This window comes from Methanosarcina spelaei, from assembly GCF_002287235.1.
Lineage (GTDB): Archaea > Halobacteriota > Methanosarcinia > Methanosarcinales > Methanosarcinaceae > Methanosarcina > Methanosarcina spelaei.
Genome location: NZ_LMVP01000018.1, coordinates 1 through 15,965, shown reverse-complemented (window position 1 = coordinate 15,965; position 15,965 = coordinate 1). Strand labels below are relative to the sequence as shown.

The 15,965-nt window shown below is 41.0% G+C and carries 13 protein-coding genes; 8 read left to right on the top strand and 5 right to left on the bottom strand.

The features are described 5' to 3' along the window. The coding region (locus ASJ81_RS22495) for a hypothetical protein (protein ID WP_212556015.1) at positions 1–587 on the top strand (587 nt) is incomplete at its 5' end. 48 nt (positions 588–635) lie between these two features. Here ASJ81_RS22495 and ASJ81_RS01815 read toward each other — a convergent pair. Together ASJ81_RS01815 and ASJ81_RS01810 are read right to left on the bottom strand one after the other, a co-directional pair. Beyond that, positions 636–1,376, bottom strand: a complete 741-nt coding sequence (locus ASJ81_RS01815) for an MBL fold metallo-hydrolase (protein ID WP_095642983.1) — start codon at positions 1,374–1,376, stop codon at positions 636–638. 1 nt (position 1,377) lies between these two features. Continuing rightward, positions 1,378–2,658, bottom strand: coding sequence for an ATP-binding protein (locus tag ASJ81_RS01810; protein ID WP_095642982.1), 1,281 nt, complete (start codon positions 2,656–2,658; stop codon positions 1,378–1,380). 482 nt (positions 2,659–3,140) lie between these two features. Between ASJ81_RS01810 and purC the strand changes: the two genes are divergently transcribed. Next, positions 3,141–3,854 (top strand): phosphoribosylaminoimidazolesuccinocarboxamide synthase, encoded by a 714-nt coding sequence (gene purC / locus ASJ81_RS01805; RefSeq protein WP_095642981.1) that lies wholly within the window; start codon positions 3,141–3,143, stop codon positions 3,852–3,854. 267 nt (positions 3,855–4,121) lie between these two features. Here the strand turns inward: purC and ASJ81_RS01800 are convergent, their stop codons facing one another. The 3 genes from ASJ81_RS01800 to yciH all read right to left on the bottom strand — a co-directional run bounded on the left by ASJ81_RS01800 (position 4,122) and on the right by yciH (position 6,257). Then, a complete protein-coding gene (locus ASJ81_RS01800; RefSeq protein WP_095642980.1) occupies positions 4,122–5,348 on the bottom strand; it encodes an Nre family DNA repair protein in 1,227 nt (408 codons plus the stop codon). After that, entirely contained in the window at positions 5,345–5,710 is a 366-nt protein-coding gene (locus tag ASJ81_RS01795) for a transcriptional regulator (RefSeq protein WP_095642979.1), read from the bottom strand. The genes ASJ81_RS01800 and ASJ81_RS01795 overlap by 4 nt, the downstream gene beginning before the upstream one ends. A gap of 238 nt (positions 5,711–5,948) precedes the next feature. Continuing rightward, positions 5,949–6,257, bottom strand: coding sequence for a stress response translation initiation inhibitor YciH (yciH, locus tag ASJ81_RS01790; protein WP_011032808.1), 309 nt, complete (start codon positions 6,255–6,257; stop codon positions 5,949–5,951). Positions 6,258–7,075: 818 nt separating this feature from the next. On the opposite strand from yciH, the gene ASJ81_RS01785 reads away from it, so the two are divergent. The 6 genes from ASJ81_RS01785 (at position 7,076) to ASJ81_RS01760 (ending at position 15,539) form a co-directional block, all read left to right on the top strand. Beyond that, positions 7,076–7,324: a winged helix-turn-helix domain-containing protein gene (locus ASJ81_RS01785; protein ID WP_095642978.1), complete on the top strand. Its 249-nt coding sequence runs from the start codon at positions 7,076–7,078 to the stop codon at positions 7,322–7,324. 630 nt (positions 7,325–7,954) lie between these two features. Then, positions 7,955–10,102 (top strand): phosphoribosylformylglycinamidine synthase subunit PurL, encoded by a 2,148-nt coding sequence (gene purL, locus ASJ81_RS01780; RefSeq protein ID WP_095642977.1) that lies wholly within the window; start codon positions 7,955–7,957, stop codon positions 10,100–10,102. A gap of 239 nt (positions 10,103–10,341) precedes the next feature. Next, positions 10,342–11,478 (top strand): glycoside hydrolase family 57 protein, encoded by a 1,137-nt coding sequence (locus ASJ81_RS01775; protein WP_095642976.1) that lies wholly within the window; start codon positions 10,342–10,344, stop codon positions 11,476–11,478. Beyond that, on the top strand, positions 11,475–12,671 hold the full coding sequence (locus ASJ81_RS01770; protein WP_095642975.1) for a glycoside hydrolase family 57 protein: 1,197 nt from the start codon (positions 11,475–11,477) through the stop codon (positions 12,669–12,671). Before ASJ81_RS01775 ends, ASJ81_RS01770 begins: the two co-directional genes overlap by 4 nt. A gap of 37 nt (positions 12,672–12,708) precedes the next feature. Further along, a complete protein-coding gene (locus ASJ81_RS01765; RefSeq protein ID WP_095642974.1) occupies positions 12,709–13,518 on the top strand; it encodes a V4R domain-containing protein in 810 nt (269 codons plus the stop codon). Beyond that, entirely contained in the window at positions 13,515–15,539 is a 2,025-nt protein-coding gene (locus ASJ81_RS01760) for a glycoside hydrolase family 15 protein (RefSeq protein ID WP_095642973.1), read from the top strand. Before ASJ81_RS01765 ends, ASJ81_RS01760 begins: the two co-directional genes overlap by 4 nt. The last annotated feature ends 426 nt before the right edge of the window (positions 15,540–15,965 follow it).

The following is a 15,965-nucleotide window of genomic DNA, read 5'->3' as shown; positions in this document are numbered from 1 at the left end:
CTAAATCTAAACTGGATAAAATAGAGGTTCATCGAACTGAAACATGTAAAGTTGACATATCCATTTTACCCAGTGATGCATATCCTAAAGGTTATAGAGACGTAATAATTCAGGATATATACATAAAGCCTGTTAATACAAACTACAGAATAGAGATTTTTTATTCTCCTTCTGAGCATAAAACATATGCAGGAAAATTGCCACAAGGCGTAAAGGGTGAATTTGGTCCTGGGATCAAATCTCTTATAATTACCCTTAATCATGTTGCTAATGTTTCAGAGCCTAAGATACATGAATTTCTGGAAAATATTGGTGTTCATATATCTAAAGCCACTATTTCTCGAATCCTGACAAAAGATATTGATATCTTTCATCAGGAGAAAGCTGAGATTTTTCTGGAAGGTCTTAAAGCTACACCTTATCAGCAGATTGATGATACAGGTGCAAGAGTCAATGGTGTCAATTATTATACTCAAATTCTTTGTAATCCTTATTATACTGCTTATTTTACAGTTCCCAATAAAAATAGAGAAAATGATAAGGATAATAAAAAGATAGTGTTAAACAAAGATTCCGGATTAATTTAAGCATGAGTTTTAGAAAGATTTTAATAGTAATTAAATCTTTAAAAATTTTTAAAACTCAAAAACCTGCCCATCATATCCAAGGGGCAAAAATAATGCTTCGATATTGTGAGGACGAAATAGATGACTGAGATGAGTCAAAGCTACTTCTTTTGCATTGAGCTGCTCTGCAAGTGCCATAGCCTCCTCTGAATTCATGTGTTTTTTGATATGGATATTAGGAGGTACTATAGCATCGGCGATAAGAAGGTCAGGATTTTTCATAAGCTCCAGGCTAGCTTCAGGAATTTCTGAGTTTGTATCTCCTGTAATTACTACTTTTTTATTGCCTTCCCGAATTACAACCCCTGCCGGAACTTCTACAGGAGGGTGGTTGACCTTAAAAAGAGTGAACTGCAGCCCGATTAGCTCGAAAGGCTCATAGAGCTTCACATAATGATATCTGGGTTTCAGGAAGGAGACGTACCGGTTTATGTATTCAAGGGTTTCCCGAACCCCATAGACATCAACCTTATTTTGAACCCTGTAGAACTCTCCAAATCCGGAGTAGTGGTCGTAATGTCCGTGCGTCCAGATCACTCCGTCTATACAGGACAGGTTTTGTTTGAGAAATTGCTGCCTTAAATCAGGGCTGGTGTCAATGAGGATCTTACCTTTGTCTGACTCCACAAGGATAGAAGAACGAAGACGCTGGCTTTTTCCACCATTTCGGGCATCTTCGCAGGCAGGGCAATTGCATCCGATCTTAGGAGTTCCGACAGCATCGCCGGTCCCAAGCAGTGTTAGCCTCATCTTACTTCTTCCTTTCGTACTCTTCGGATTTGAGGCCAGCCCTCTCATTGAAAGAGTCTACGGCGTCCAGCAGGTCCTGCTGAGTAAGTATTTTACGCTCTTCAAGAAGAGCACTCAGAACAGCTTCCCTTATAACTACGCGCAAGTCCGAACCTGAATACCCATCTGTCAATTCTGCAATTACCCCTGTATCATAATCCCCTTCAATATGTCGAGTTACGATATTCAAAATATCTTTACGCATTTCAAGGTCAGGGAGAGGAAAATGAACAATCTCGTCAAAGCGTCTCCATGCTGCGCTATCAAGCATGCGGGGATGGTTGGTCGCGGCAATAAGAAGAACTCCGTGATCCACAAGGCTGATTTCGTCTATGGCCTTAAGTAGAGTATTTACTGCCCGCTTGATGGCAGCATTCTCGTCAGACGTTCTTGCTTTTGCTACGAAATCCAGTTCATCTATGAAAAGAATGCATGGATTCAGCTTCTTTGCGAGCAAAAAGACTCTGTCAATGTTCTTTGCAGTCTCACCAAGATACTGGTCTGTTATCATGGAGAGTTTGACCTCCACAAACGGGATTGAGAGCCGTTCTGAAAGTGCACGGGCAACAGAGGTCTTTCCGGTTCCTGGAGGGCCGACAAACAGAAGTTTTCCGATATCATGAAGGCCGATTTCCCGCAGATATTCCCTGTAATCGATGGCTTTCGTAATCTTTTCAACTTCGTTCTTTTGTTCTCCGGTAAGCACAAGGTCTTTGACTTTTTGCTTTACATCCTCAGGGGCAATAATGACCACGAGTTTCAGCATATCTTCGCCTTTGTCTTCTTTCCGGATCTCCGCTACCAGGGACTCTATCCATTCCCTGTCGACTTCCTTGGGCCTTATTTTCGCCTTTGCAAGTGCATAGTTTGCAGTCTCACCCTGTCTTATTTCTCCAAAGTAATAAGCCAGAACAGGGTTACTTTCAATCCTTTCCTGAGAGCCTTCCTGCTTTTCAAACCATTCCGCAGCAAGTTCGAAAGCGCTCAGACGAAGTTCAAAGTGAGACTTGTCAGTACTTATGAAGGGAACGTTCCTTACAATTTTTTCAACATCCTTAAGCCCGTACAGTTTTTCAATTCGGATAAACGTGGCTGTGATGGGTTTGGGAACTGTTTTTTCTGTGCTGTTCCAGTAGTTTTTCCGAATGTTTTTTGGAAGATCATTTACATCCAGCTCTGGATAGCGATTATAGATCTCTGCGGTTAGCAGTAGTTCTACGATATCTAATATAGCGCCTGACATGTTTTTACCTGTTGCGTGCTTGGATTAATCCACTATCAAGTGTTGGGCACTCAAATGCGGTAAGTTCTTAAATCCTTCTTTAATTTGTTAAACCTAGTAATTGGTTTTCTTTAGTGATAAAATTTACGAAGCAGTCGGCAGTAAAAGGAAAAACCGACTGGAGATGATAACTTTATCTAGCAGAACACGTTATCATCTACTCTATCTCTTTTGGGAGTCAAAGCATATTTCCGGAAAAAGCATCTGCTGCCTCCGGAAAAGTGTCTCACTTTCAGAGAGTGATTGTGAATTCTGGAAATAACCGAATTGTCTCCGTGAGATGTACTTGCGTACTAGAGAGGATCCGATCTATATAGCTTATTTCTGGAATGCCACGACATTATCAAAACTTCTGCATTATCAGAACTAGTATATTAAAACTATCATTCCTAAGATCTCTCTATCTAAGTAAATTCAGAATTATCCCTAGAGAGGACCATTGCATGACAAGAAAACAGCTCTATTCAGGGAAAGCAAAAACTATCTATGAGACGGATGATCCTGACACCCTTATTACTGAATTCCGAAACAGTCTGACTGCATTCAACGGAGAAAAGAAAGGGGAAATGGAAAAAAAAGGGTATTACAATGCCCAAATCTCAAAAAAACTCTTTGAGATGCTCGAAGCCGAGGGAATAAAGACTCACTTTATCGAAATGCTTTCTGACATTGATATGCTTGTGAAGAAAGTCGAGATTATAAAAATCGAGGTCATTGTCAGGAATATTGCCGCAGGTTCGATTACAAAAAGATATCCCATAAAAGAAGGCACGAACTTCAAGTCCCCAGTACTTGTTTTTGATTTCAAAAACGATGAATACGGGGACCCAATGCTGAATGATGATATTGCTCTTACGCTTGGACTGGCAACAGAGGAAGAACTTGCCACACTCAGGAAACTCGCCCTGAGGATCAATAGCTTGCTTGTGCCTTACCTGGACAAAAAAGGTATCTTACTTCCGGATTTCAAGCTAGAATTCGGAAGGAGGAACGGAGAAATCATCCTTGCAGACGAGATTTCCTGCGATACTTGTCGGTTCTGGGACAAAAAGACCGGGCAGTCCATGGATAAAGACGTTTTCAGGTTTGACAAAGGCGACATTTCCAAGGCTTACGAAGAAGTTGCACGTCGTATAGTGCCTGAAATATTTGAATAAACGTAAAAAAGGCCAGGAAACTTAAACAAGCCGGAAAAAAGGCTTTAAAGTTTTCCTACCTGTTTATTTTTGTTTTAAATAATAGTCAGCAATCTATCCTTATTTACGAGATTTCTGCGGCTACACAATTTCTATTTGCGATTTTTATTTAGCACTGTTTCTGCTTTTAAGTTATTTTTGTTTTTACGTGGGCTTGTTTTTACACTGACTCTGATTTGCGTTGACTCTGATTCTACAGACTCTAAATTTACAGACTCTAATTTTGAGTTATGCTTTAAAAAAGAAGTCCAGAGTCGTTTGAAAGCGAAAGTCCGAAAGTGTCTTTGCTTGCTGTACCCATTCGGATTTTGGTGTGTTTATCCTGCCCGCTAGATCTGAAACTGCCGCTTCGAGAGAATCGAATTTTTTTGGAGGATTCTGAAGGGCTTTTCTCATACCCTCCCTGACGACCCAGACTCCGAGAGGGGCCCAGTAGTCTGGAGTTATCTCCCGGAGTACGAAGACCGAGGCTTGCCTTTTGATTTCTGTCAGATATTCAAGTACAGGCAACCTTGAGGCATAATAACCTCCAGCCAGAGGAGAATAACCTTTTTTTCCATCATAACCCTCACTGTCTTCTCCAATCCAGCTTGATTCTCCAGACCAGACTGCTTTTGGGAGCCAGATTTCCATAAGTTCAAAGGCATAAGCCCGTGGAAGGATAAGGACTTCAAAATGGTTACCAAAATGAGTCCCGCTAAAAAGCTGAATCTCCGAGATCCAGGGAAAATCCTTTATGCGGCCTGCAAGTTCCTTTCCTGCCATATCATCCACAGCTGTAATTGACCAGCGTGTTGGCACGATTTTTCGTTCTTTTCCAAGAAGGCCAATTGAGAACAGGCGAGTAATATGTTCAGCAGGAATATCCCCTTTATAGAGTTCAAGCACGGCATCTTTTGCCAGGGCATCAGTGTCGTAGACAAGGTAATCGACTTTTTTCGGGACATTCGGATTTTCTGCAAGCTCAAAGTCTTTAACAAGCCCTGATGGGCCCATAGGCGTCAGTACAGCATCGAATTTGAGTTCCTGTTTAGGGGCTTTAAAAAACCAGGCTTCTGTATCCACCGGTTTTCTGGAGAGGGCAAGTTCCTGTGCCTTTACAAGGAGAGGGTTTTCTTTGCTGCGGGCATCTTTTACATGAAAGTTTGTGTTTGCTCTGACCATACGGGAACGCATGGAGATAATGTCTTCAATCTGCATGTTTGCCCAGGCTGAAGGGTCTTCAAAAATCGAGGCTTCGCTCTCTTTTGCCAGAGGGGGAATGAGCGGGCCTGCCGAAACCCTGGGGTAACCATAGCTTCCGACAAAAATAGCTGGGGGAGATGCTCCAAAAACAGAGTCTCCTGAGATTGCAGGAACAATCGACTGTAAGGATTTGAATTTTTCAAGGATCGGACAACGGGGACGTCCGCAAAGTCCTTTTCCTTTACATTTAATACACAGCGTTCCATTCACTCTAAATCCGTATCCTCGCAGATAATGCAGGCTTTAGCTTCAGGAGCGTTCCTATATAGCCAGCCGGATTTCTGAACAAACCTGCAAACATTGCACATGCCTTTTACCTTTTCCTGAGAGGATAAGTCTTTATTTACAAGCACTGATGCAAATTTCCGAATTTCGTATTGAGTCTCCTCGGAAAAACCGACTTCAGCCCCACGTTTTTCACTCACGTACTGGGATACCGCAGCCCTTGAAAGTTCCAGGATGTCCGCTACATCCTGCTGCGTGCACCCATGCTCAAAGATCATTGTTCTGGAAAGTTCTGCCCTAATTGCAGGCAAGACTTTCTGTACCATAATTTCACATGTTGTTTTCATGGGAGACCAACACCGCATAAATCAGGTAAATTTACGAAAGATTCTCTTAACCAGTTCATATTTATAGATTTCTTAATCAATTATGTATCCTTATACTTTTGTTTTTGAGTAGAAATATATCTTGTAATTTACCTAAAACGCATGCTATTAAAATACCGACAAAAATATATGCGATTCCAGACCTGAAAATGTTATTGTTACTTCTCAGATCCGGTTTATTCCTGAGGCTCGTCAGGGTTTAGTTTTTAATCTGTTCAGCAGAGAAACCCTTTTCCATGAGGACTTCTTTCATGCGGGTCAGGTGATTGCCCTGAAGTTCCACAGTATTTCCTTTTACCGTACCGCCGCATGCAAACTTTGATTTAAGATAAGTTGACAGTTCGTGAAGATCTATTTCACTTGCGTCGAAACCTTCTACAACGGTAACTTCTTTGCCGTATCTTCTTCGGTTAACTTTTACAGTAATTCTCTGTTGCTCTTTTGCAACTTCTTCGCAAATGCAAAGTTCTTTTGGAAGCCCACATACTGGGCACATTCCGCTGCTCATTTGTTGATATATCCTCCGAATTTGTAATCATTGTATATGTAATTTACATCTAAAAATAACTAAATAGATATAAAGTACTTATCAATGAAGGTATTAAAGCCTAATGGTATTTTTCAGGCACTTTATATTGAATTACAGATAATAACCTGAACTTATTGACAATATAAAAAGCCAGCCAGAGCTTTATTATTTTTCAATTTTTTATATTAGTATATTCGTTTAATATTCGTTTAATATTCGTTTAATGTTCGTTTAATGTTCGTTTAATATACGTTCATTGGTCATCGGTTAAGGAAAAATCGTTATCAATTGCATTGATTTTCATAAAATTTGTTAAATTATTCATCAAATGCAAAACTGGAATCTGATATCGATTTCAATTTAAACACTAAACATTTGGGTTTGAGTTTTTCCGTCGAAATCGAGATCAGCAGCTCAAAATCCTTAACCGAATACAAATGAATATACGTTTAATATTTAGTTATAATATTTACTTATAACTAAGTTAGTAATTATATTCTTAGTGAATATTACAGATTGGTAAAAATTGCAAACGAAAATTGGAATGTTTAAAGGAAATTCAAAAGCTTAGCACTCTGGAAATGCGGATCTAAGCCGAAAAATTGAAAAAACCGAGAAAGCTAAACAAAGCTTAAAATTCCTGATTTTTCCGGAAAGAACCTTTCATACCCAGCGATAAATTAGATATATCTTGAATTCCATCTCCTTCTTTAACCTGCATTGAGATATATGTACTTCTATTATATAAATATAGCAGTATAAAAATAAAAAGTACACTAATAAATCGGGGGCACCTGATGAACGAATTAAACGAGTTAATAGGTTTCGTAAACGGAAACAGTATAAGACAAAAAGTACTTTCCTTACTTTCCTCAAAAGGAGAAATGGAAGGGAAAAGAGTTTCAAAAACCCTGAGAGTTGCACATCCCACCGTTGCAAAAACTCTCGATGAACTTGAACAGAAAGAATTAATTACAAAAAAGGAAGAAATGTATTCCCTTACCGAATCCGGAGTAAAAGTGGAAAAAATGATCCAGCAAATATAACCTTAAAACACAGTTTTTTACCCATTTTATTTTAAATCCTTTTTTACGACTCTGTTCCAAAATCCAGTGATTTTCGTATTTTTTAATTGAAGACCTGAGTTAGCAAGAAGAGTCCAGTTATCATCAAAATCAATATTCTACATCTAAAGACTTCAATTTTTAAGTTATGTCACAAGGATCATGACTAATTACAAAACCTAGTGATTTTGAACTTTAAATTCATCACTAGGTTTTGGTACTGAGTCTTTTTTACCCTTAGCTAATCCAAAACCGGTTTTATTCTCAATCAATAAAAATTCCAAGACCATTCTTTTCTCAAAAGGTTTGCGAGCACGCAGATAGAGATTGAGGATAAGGTATTCAAACTCAGAAATCTAGGGTTTTCGATCAAACCTTTTCTCAAAAGGTTTGAGATCAAACTTATTCTTAAAAGGTTTGCGGCCAAGCAGTTTTTTGAAAAGGCTTGGGTTAGAAATGTTTATTTAATTCTTATCCCTTTATGTCGGCATAGACTGTTAACGCTAATACTAAAACTCTTGAACTTAATTGAATAATCAAAAATCAATAATCTATTAAGAAAAAACCAGAGCTTCGATATCCAAAAAAGGATTAAGCATCAGAGGCAAGGCAATGTTACCTGAAGAAGACCTTAAGATTATTAAAAAAGAATTAGGGCGAGAGCCCACCCTGATAGAACAGGGCTGCTTTTTAAATTTATGGAGCGAACACTGTTCCTACCGCTCAAGTGCTCCTCTCCTGAAAACTTTTACCAGTATTGGTGAAAACGTGATTATTGGCCCGGGGGACGATGCTGCAATTATAAAGTTCGATGATGGCTATGTACTTGCCATAGGCATGGAAAGCCATAATCACCCTTCATATGTCGATCCCTATAATGGGGCTGCTACCGGAATAGGAGGCATTGTAAGGGACATAATTTCAATGGGAGCTCGCCCAATAGCCCTTATGGACCCACTCTATTTCGGGCCTCTGGACACTCCAAAAAATATGTTCCTTTTTGAACAGATAATTAAGGGAATTGCAGGGTATGGAAACTGTATAGGAGTGCCAGTCGTCAATGGCGAAACTTTCTTTGATAGAAGATACAGTGGAAACCCTCTTGTAAACGTGGTTGCAGTAGGGCTCTGCCGGGAAGAGGAGGTCATAACTGCCCGCTCCCAGAAAGCCGGAAACAAAATTGTACTCGCAGGTTCCAGCACAGGAAGAGATGGACTTGGAGGAGCTTCCTTTGCCTCCAGGGATCTTTCCGAATCAGCCGAAGCTGAAGACCGCCCAAGTGTTCAGGTGGGAGATCCTTATACTGAGAAGCTTGTAATTGAAATGACGCTGGAAGCCATGAGGAAGGGATATATAAAATCCTGCAAAGACCTTGGAGCTGCCGGTCTTGGAGGAGCAAGCTCAGAACTGGCTGCAAAGGGAAGGCTTGGAGCCCATATTATTGCAGATGCAGTACCCCAGCGCGAACCCAATATGAACGCGTACGAAATCCTGCTTGCAGAATCTCAGGAACGCATGGTCTTTGAAGTAACTCCTGAAGACGTTGATGCCGTACTTGCTCTGATAGCAAAATACGACCTTAATGGGGCTGTAGTGGGATACTTGACAGAAAAGCAAAATTATACGGTTGAGTTTAAAGGAGAAATCGTTGCAGATATCCCGATTAATTTCCTGACAGGTGGAGCTCCGACCTGCGAAAAACCCTCAATAGCTCCTATTTCCCCTATTGAAGAAAATAAAGCTCCCGAAACTCCGGAAGACCTTAAGGCAGCCTTCCTGAAAGTTCTCTCTTCTTACAATATTGCCTCAAAAGAATGGATCTACAGGCAGTATGATCACGAAGTCCAGTTGAGAACAGTTGTCAAACCCGGAGAAGACTCCGGTGTGCTCAAGATAACCGATAAAAAAGGACTCGTACTTTCTTGCGGCTGCCAGCCAAGAGCTACCCTGCTTGACCCCTATAACGGAGGAAAGATTGCAGTAATTGAAAATGCCATGAACCTTGCAGTAAAAGGGGCCGACGGGCTTGCTATTGTAAACTGTCTGAATTTTGGAAACCCAGATCGCCCGGAAATTTACTGGCAGTTCAAAAACGCCGTACTCGGGCTTGGAGATGGAGCAAGGGAACTCACAATCCCGGTCGTTGGAGGAAATGTTTCCCTGTATAATGAAAGCGATGAGTTTAAGACCGCAATTCTCCCAACCCCTTCGATAGGAGTAATCGGAAAAGTCAACCTTGAGACTCCTCTTCCTTCAGGCTTCTTTGCAAAACCCGGAGATACCATCATCCTTGTAGGAGAGACAACTGCGGATATGGGAGCTTCCGAATACTATACCTGTTTCGGGGCCCAAAATGCCGGAAAAGTTCCTTCTGTCCCAAAAAATGCTCCTGAAATAATAAAAGCCGTAATAGAAGCAGCAAGAAGCGGAAAACTCAGTTCAGCACACGACCTTTCCCTTGGAGGAATTGCCGCAGGACTTGCGAGGATGTGCAGGAACTCCGGTGCAAAGGTAAATTTGAGTGAAGCCTCAGAATTAAAAGCTGAAGAATTATTATTCTCAGAAGCTCCGGCAAGAGCTGTACTTACTACAGGCGAACCTGAAGCTGTACTCGAAATCTTCAAAGATGTGCCTCATATGATAATCGGCAAGGTTGAAGGCAATTCCCTTGAGGTTAAAGGAAAAGACTTTGAGATTTCCATCTTCCTCAAAGAGATCTCCGACGCATATGGTAGCCTTACAAGGTTTATGATGGGATAAGAAATTCCCTCTTATTTTTAGATTTCACCCCATCTTTTTATTTACAATTCTTTTTTTCAACAATTCATTCTGAAAATTCAAAAATTTGTTTTTTGATCTGTTTTTGATACATTTTTGATCCGTTTTTTGATCTTATCCTCATTTTTGTCCATTGCAAGTTTTAGATTTGACATAAAAAATAGTTTTGAGTTAACCAAAACAATAGTTTTTAGTAGGTTTCCATACTAGATTACTGTGTTATGAAAGCTGTATGCATCTGTATGGGAGTGCATCTGCCTTACAGTCCCAAGTGGTACTGGCCTGTAGAAGGGTTTTTCGGGGTGCCTGAAATGGATCGGTATTTTGACCGGAATAATATTTTTTCAAAATTTTTAAAAACAAGCCGACAGTTTTTACGCCTTAATGATCTAATTATAGAGTCCATAGAAAAAGGGGGAAAATATTCTTTTGATCTATCCGGGCCATTCCTTAGACAGTGTCGATGGGACCCCGAACTTCTTGAATCATTCCACGAACTAGGAGAAAATGGGAGCGTAGAATTTACAGGAAGTTGCAGTTATCACTCCCTGAGTTCGCTTTATCCTGATCTTTCAGAATTTAAGGAAGAAGTGCTCATGTACAGAGAAATGCTTCGGGAATTACTGGATATCACTCCTAAAACCTTCGTAAACACAGAGCTTCTATACACCGAAAGAGTAGGAAAAATTCTTACAGATCTGGGTTTTAACGGTCTTATCGCCGAAGGGTCCAGGAACCTTATGAACGGATATGACCCTGTACATATCTTTAAAAATAACCTTCCGACTTTGTTAAGGCACATAAACCTTAGCGAGGACCTTGAACTGCGCTTTTCGGAAAAAAACTGGCAAGGCTATCCTCTTATTCCGGAAAAGTTCGCGGACTGGATTGCCAGCATGGAAGGTGATGTTCTTACCCTTTATTTTAATTATACAAGCCTCTGCTTTCACTACAGAAATAAAAGCATGATAGACGATTTTATCAGGATGTTTCCAGAAGCCCTAAAGTCCAGGGGCATCGACATGCTCACACCTTCCGAAGCTGTCAAGATATTTGAACCCTTAAGACTTCCTACCCTGGGAACCGAACAGACAATCCGTTATGGAATGAATAACGCATTAGGTAATCATGCTCAGCAGCTTTACTTACGAGAACTGGTAAGAATTCAAGAAGAACTCTCAGAGCTTAAAGAAAATAAGAACTATCGAGAACTTAAACAGATATTCGGTTACCTTCAACAGAGTGAAATATTTTTCTCTATGAACTCCGGGAATATCAGGGAAGGGTATGAAAGGGCTGTCAATTACTTTTCCATCCTGTCCGATTTCAGGAGAGCTGTGCTGGAGGAGGGAACATGACTTCGGTTTGCATATATTTCCAGGTACATCAGCCTTTCAGACTGCGCAGGTTCTGGCCTGATGACCGAACAGGTTTTTTCCGCTATTTTGACGAGAGAAGCAACAGGGAGATCTTTGAAAGAGTAGCCCGGAAATGCTACATTCCCACAAACAGACTCCTCCTGGACGCTCTTGATGAACATAAAGGAGAATTCAGGTTTTCTCTCTCGGTTACCGGAACCCTGCTCGAACAATGCGAACTCTGGGAAAAAAATACCCTAGAAGGGTTCAGGCAGATGGCAGAAACCGGAGCAGTAGAATTTCTGGATGAGACATTTTATCACTCCCTTTCAAGCCTTTTTGAAGACAAAACCGAATTTATTGAGGAAATAAAAGAACACAGGGAACTTATGTTTGACCTCCTGGGAGTTAAACCTCAGGTATTCCGGAATACCGAATTGCTTTACAATAACACCATAGCGAAGCTTGTTTCGGATCTCGGGTACAGGGCAATCCTTACCGAAGGAGCGGACCATATGCTTGATGGAAGGTCTCCCAACGTACTTTATAGGGCAAAAGGTTCGGGACTTCCCATTATCTTCAGGAATTACAAGTTGAGTGACGATATAGGATACAGGTTTTCTGCAAGGTGGTGGGAAGGATATCCTCTCACTGCAGAGAAATGGGCCTCATGGGCTTCAGGGAATAATGAAGATTGTGTTAATATCTTTATGGACTACGAGACTTTCGGAGAGCATCAGTGGGAAGAAACCGGGATATTTTCCTTCCTGAAAGACCTTCCCGGAGAAGTGCTCAAAACTCACCTGGATTTCAACACACCTCTTGAGCTTGTAGAGAAATATTCACCTGTAGCTGAGATCGATGTTGGGGACTTTTCCACAATTTCCTGGGCTGATATGGAACGTGATACAAGCGCGTGGCTTGGGAACGATATGCAAAGGCGCTGCTTTGAAGAAATAAAGCTGCTTGAACCATTTGTAAGGAGGACAGAAGACCCTGAAATCCTGCGTATATGGAAGCATCTGCTGACTTCGGACCATTACTACTATATGTGTACCAAATGGCTCGGAGATGGGGATGTACATTCATACTTCAGTGTTCACTCAACACCTTTCGAGGCAGCGGTTAATTTTATGGCTGTAATTATGGATTTCAAAGCACAAATATTCAGAAAACTTAGCATAATAGCTTAACTAAAGAACACATACTAACTCATGGGAGTCAGGTCACATGGTAAGAGACTTATTCACGTTTGCAGGTTTCAACGAAAACTCGCAGATTGTATGGTTTAAGATAATGTACTCGAAAGAACCCGGATCTCTGTCTTTAATAACTGATTTTCTCGAAAAGAAGAATGCGTTTATTATGTTTGGTCATCTGGATAATATCACACAGAAAACCGGAGAATACTCAGTATTTACCGAGCTTAATAAAGATGTTGATCCTGAGGATTTCGCTCTAAAAATAAAAGAACTTGAGGTTGTAAATGAGGTAGAGTACGGGATTTCAGAGTACGGGATGGTTTATTCAGTGGACTTCCCTCTAAATGTTATAGGAGTCAGGGGAGTTATGGCAAGGGCACTTACCATTGTTGATATCATTAAAACTTTAAACCAGAGTGCACCGCACGCAGAAGGACTTCTCACTTTCTCTGGACTTAAGGGTGGAACTCACGCTGCAAAGTATTTCAAGAGTATTCTGGATCTAAATGACAGTAACTTTGCAAACGTGCTTGCAGAACTTTTTAAAGGTGTGGGGTGGGGAATTCTTGAAATCGAATGTGATCCCAGAACTTACGAAGGAAAAATCATTGTGAAAGATTCGTTTATAGCTGATGTCTACGGAGAATCAGACCAGCCGGTTTGTGCCTTTATGAGTGGTTATTTTGCAGGTTACCTGACCGAATATTTCGGGAAAAACATAAGTGTGAGGGAGGTAAGCTGTAAAGCTACAGGAAAAGAATTCTGCGAACACATAATCTCACCGGCTCCATCGGGCGGTACAAGCCAGGAATACCAGATGAGAGGGGAGATGCGGTGATAAAGCAACCCAATGTCATTCTTGGAAATGACGAGCTGCTTGTAACAATGGGAAAAAAAGGAGACATTATAGGTTTTTTTTACCCCCGTAGAGACCATGCTCAGCATGTCGAGGAATCCTTAGCCTGTATTCATACAGGAGAAAGGCTTCTCTGGACCAATGATAACGAGTGGAACGGCATCCAGAATTATGTAGAGGACACAAATATTGTGTCAACAAAACTTTATCATGATTCGGGAATCCGGATTTCCATTCTTGACCTTGTACACCCTGATGTGCCTGTCCTTATCCGCAGGTTTAAGATTCAGTCCCAGAAAAAGCTTTCAGGAAAGTTTTTTTATTATTCGAACTTTAATGTGGGAGAAACCTCCAAGAAAAACTCCGGATTCTGCGATACCGACACTCATTTGCTCGTACAGTACTGGCAAAACTATCATATAGGGATATACTCCCAACCAGAATTTACAGAGTGGCAAATCGGAAAGGCAATGGATACTATATGGTGGACGAACTCCAAATATGATATGGAAGATGGAAAGCTCCAGAGGAACAAAGAAGACATAGGAAACATTAATAACGCGGCTGGTTGGGATCTTGAACTGGAAGCTGACGGAGCAAACGAGTTTGTTATTCTTATAGGCGCCGCTTCTTCCCGACGCCTCCTGTATAAGAGAATGCAGGAGCTCTCAAAACTGCCTCTTGAATATATTTTTGAAAAGACGAGGGAACACTGGGTTATGTGGCTCTCCAGAAAGCAGGTTATAAAAACCCCAGGGTTAGAAGAGTACGATAATCTGCGTCAGGAGCTGTTTAATGCCTACAACAGAGCTCTTCTCATGCTTTACCTTCTTAATGACCGCGAATATGGGTCTTTTGTAGCTGCTCCCGAATTTGATTCAAACTTCGAGAAATGCGGAGGGTACGGGTTCTGCTGGAACAGAGATGCCGCAGAAATCGTACTCGCACTAAAGCATTCAGGCTATCCAGAATACTGCGATATGTTTTTTAAATGGTGCATCCAGACTCAGCTCTCTGATGGTTCATGGTTTCAACGTTACTGGCTAAATGGAGATATTGCTCCCTCCTGGGGCAATTTTGAGTACTCGACTCAGATTGACGAAACCGGATCCACGCTATATGCTATGGATGTTTACTACAGGATTCTCGAAGGCCTGAAAAAAGCTGAATTTCTGGAAGAAGTCTGGGTCTCGGTTCTCAGGGCTGCCGAATACCTGATGAAGCGGACAAAGTCAGGAATTCACGAAAGCTGTATGGATCTCTGGGAGACTTACTACGGAATTTTTACATATACGAATGCTTCAATTTATGCCGGGCTCATGGGTGCTTCCCACCTCGCTGAAGAAAATGAGGAAGCTGGCATGGCAAGGCGCTGGAAAAAAAGAGCGGAGTTCATCAAACAGGCTACAATTGACCGTTTCTGGCTTCAGGAAGGTTACTTTGCAAAAGGAGTGATTAACGAAAAACTGGACAAAACTATTGATGCAAGTATTCTCGGTACCTATGTTCCTTTTGGAATGCTCTCTCCAAAAGATCCAATTGAGAAAGATATGATCCAGTTCATGATAGATAACATTCAGAAAAAACTCTCAATGCCCGTAAACCACGGTTATGGTATTAAAAGGTATGAAAACGACAGTTACATAAACGGAAATCCGTGGATAGTAACTACTCTCTGGCTTTCGGAAGCGATGTTCGCCTTTGCCCTTGACCTTCCCTATGAAAAAACAAGCTTTGCCCCCACTCTCCCTACACATGAAAACTCCTATGAAAAAGAAGAAATCCCTGAAGAGAAAGTGAAAACACTGACCAATGAAGGAATTAAATGCCTTAAATGGGCTCTTGCCGGAGCAACCAGTACAGGACTACTTCCGGAGCAAGTGGACCAGTCTACAGGCAACCCTGCATGGGCAATCCCTCTCGGATGGAGCGGATCCTTGATACTTAATAACATTCTGCTTCTGGACAAAATCTGCAGGAGAAAAGCCGGGAATTCAGAATAAAATTGAGAAATAGCGAAAGGTAGAGAACCTAATAAGTAGAGAGAGGTATTGAAATATATAAAAAAGTAGGAGCGCAGGAGAGCATTGAAAACCCGAAACCGGTAGTGGGAATATTAGGGCTTCTGAAACGAACGTAGTAAAAGTGCTTAATTATTTTAACACTAATTTTACTATGCAGACCTATTCTAACCGGTACTTGTTTAGGAGCCTATCCCAAAAGCTCATTTACTCTAATTATTGCTGCTACCATTACAACTCCTAAATATGATGTCTCTTTAATTTCATATCTTGGAAATACTTTCTTACATGACTCTATCCAGCTAAAGAACCTTTCTACTATGCTTTTCTTTTTGTATTCTTCATGATCTACTTGTTGAATAAGAAAGAGCGATTACTCGTTCTCTCTCTTCTAAGAACCGGACATGC

Coding starts and splice junctions, on each gene's coding strand:
- ASJ81_RS01810 (WP_095642982.1), bottom strand. CDS start 2,658: ATGTCAGGCGCTATATTAGATATCGTAGAACTACTGCTAACCGCAGAG.
- yciH (WP_011032808.1), bottom strand. CDS start 6,257: ATGAGCAGCGGAATGTGCCCAGTATGTGGGCTTCCAAAAGAACTTTGC.
- ASJ81_RS01795 (WP_095642979.1), bottom strand. CDS start 5,710: ATGAAAACAACATGTGAAATTATGGTACAGAAAGTCTTGCCTGCAATT.
- purL (WP_095642977.1), top strand. CDS start 7,955: ATGTTACCTGAAGAAGACCTTAAGATTATTAAAAAAGAATTAGGGCGA.
- ASJ81_RS01785 (WP_095642978.1), top strand. CDS start 7,076: ATGAACGAATTAAACGAGTTAATAGGTTTCGTAAACGGAAACAGTATA.
- ASJ81_RS01765 (WP_095642974.1), top strand. CDS start 12,709: ATGGTAAGAGACTTATTCACGTTTGCAGGTTTCAACGAAAACTCGCAG.
- ASJ81_RS01775 (WP_095642976.1), top strand. CDS start 10,342: ATGAAAGCTGTATGCATCTGTATGGGAGTGCATCTGCCTTACAGTCCC.
- ASJ81_RS01815 (WP_095642983.1), bottom strand. CDS start 1,376: ATGAGGCTAACACTGCTTGGGACCGGCGATGCTGTCGGAACTCCTAAG.
- purC (WP_095642981.1), top strand. CDS start 3,141: ATGACAAGAAAACAGCTCTATTCAGGGAAAGCAAAAACTATCTATGAG.
- ASJ81_RS01770 (WP_095642975.1), top strand. CDS start 11,475: ATGACTTCGGTTTGCATATATTTCCAGGTACATCAGCCTTTCAGACTG.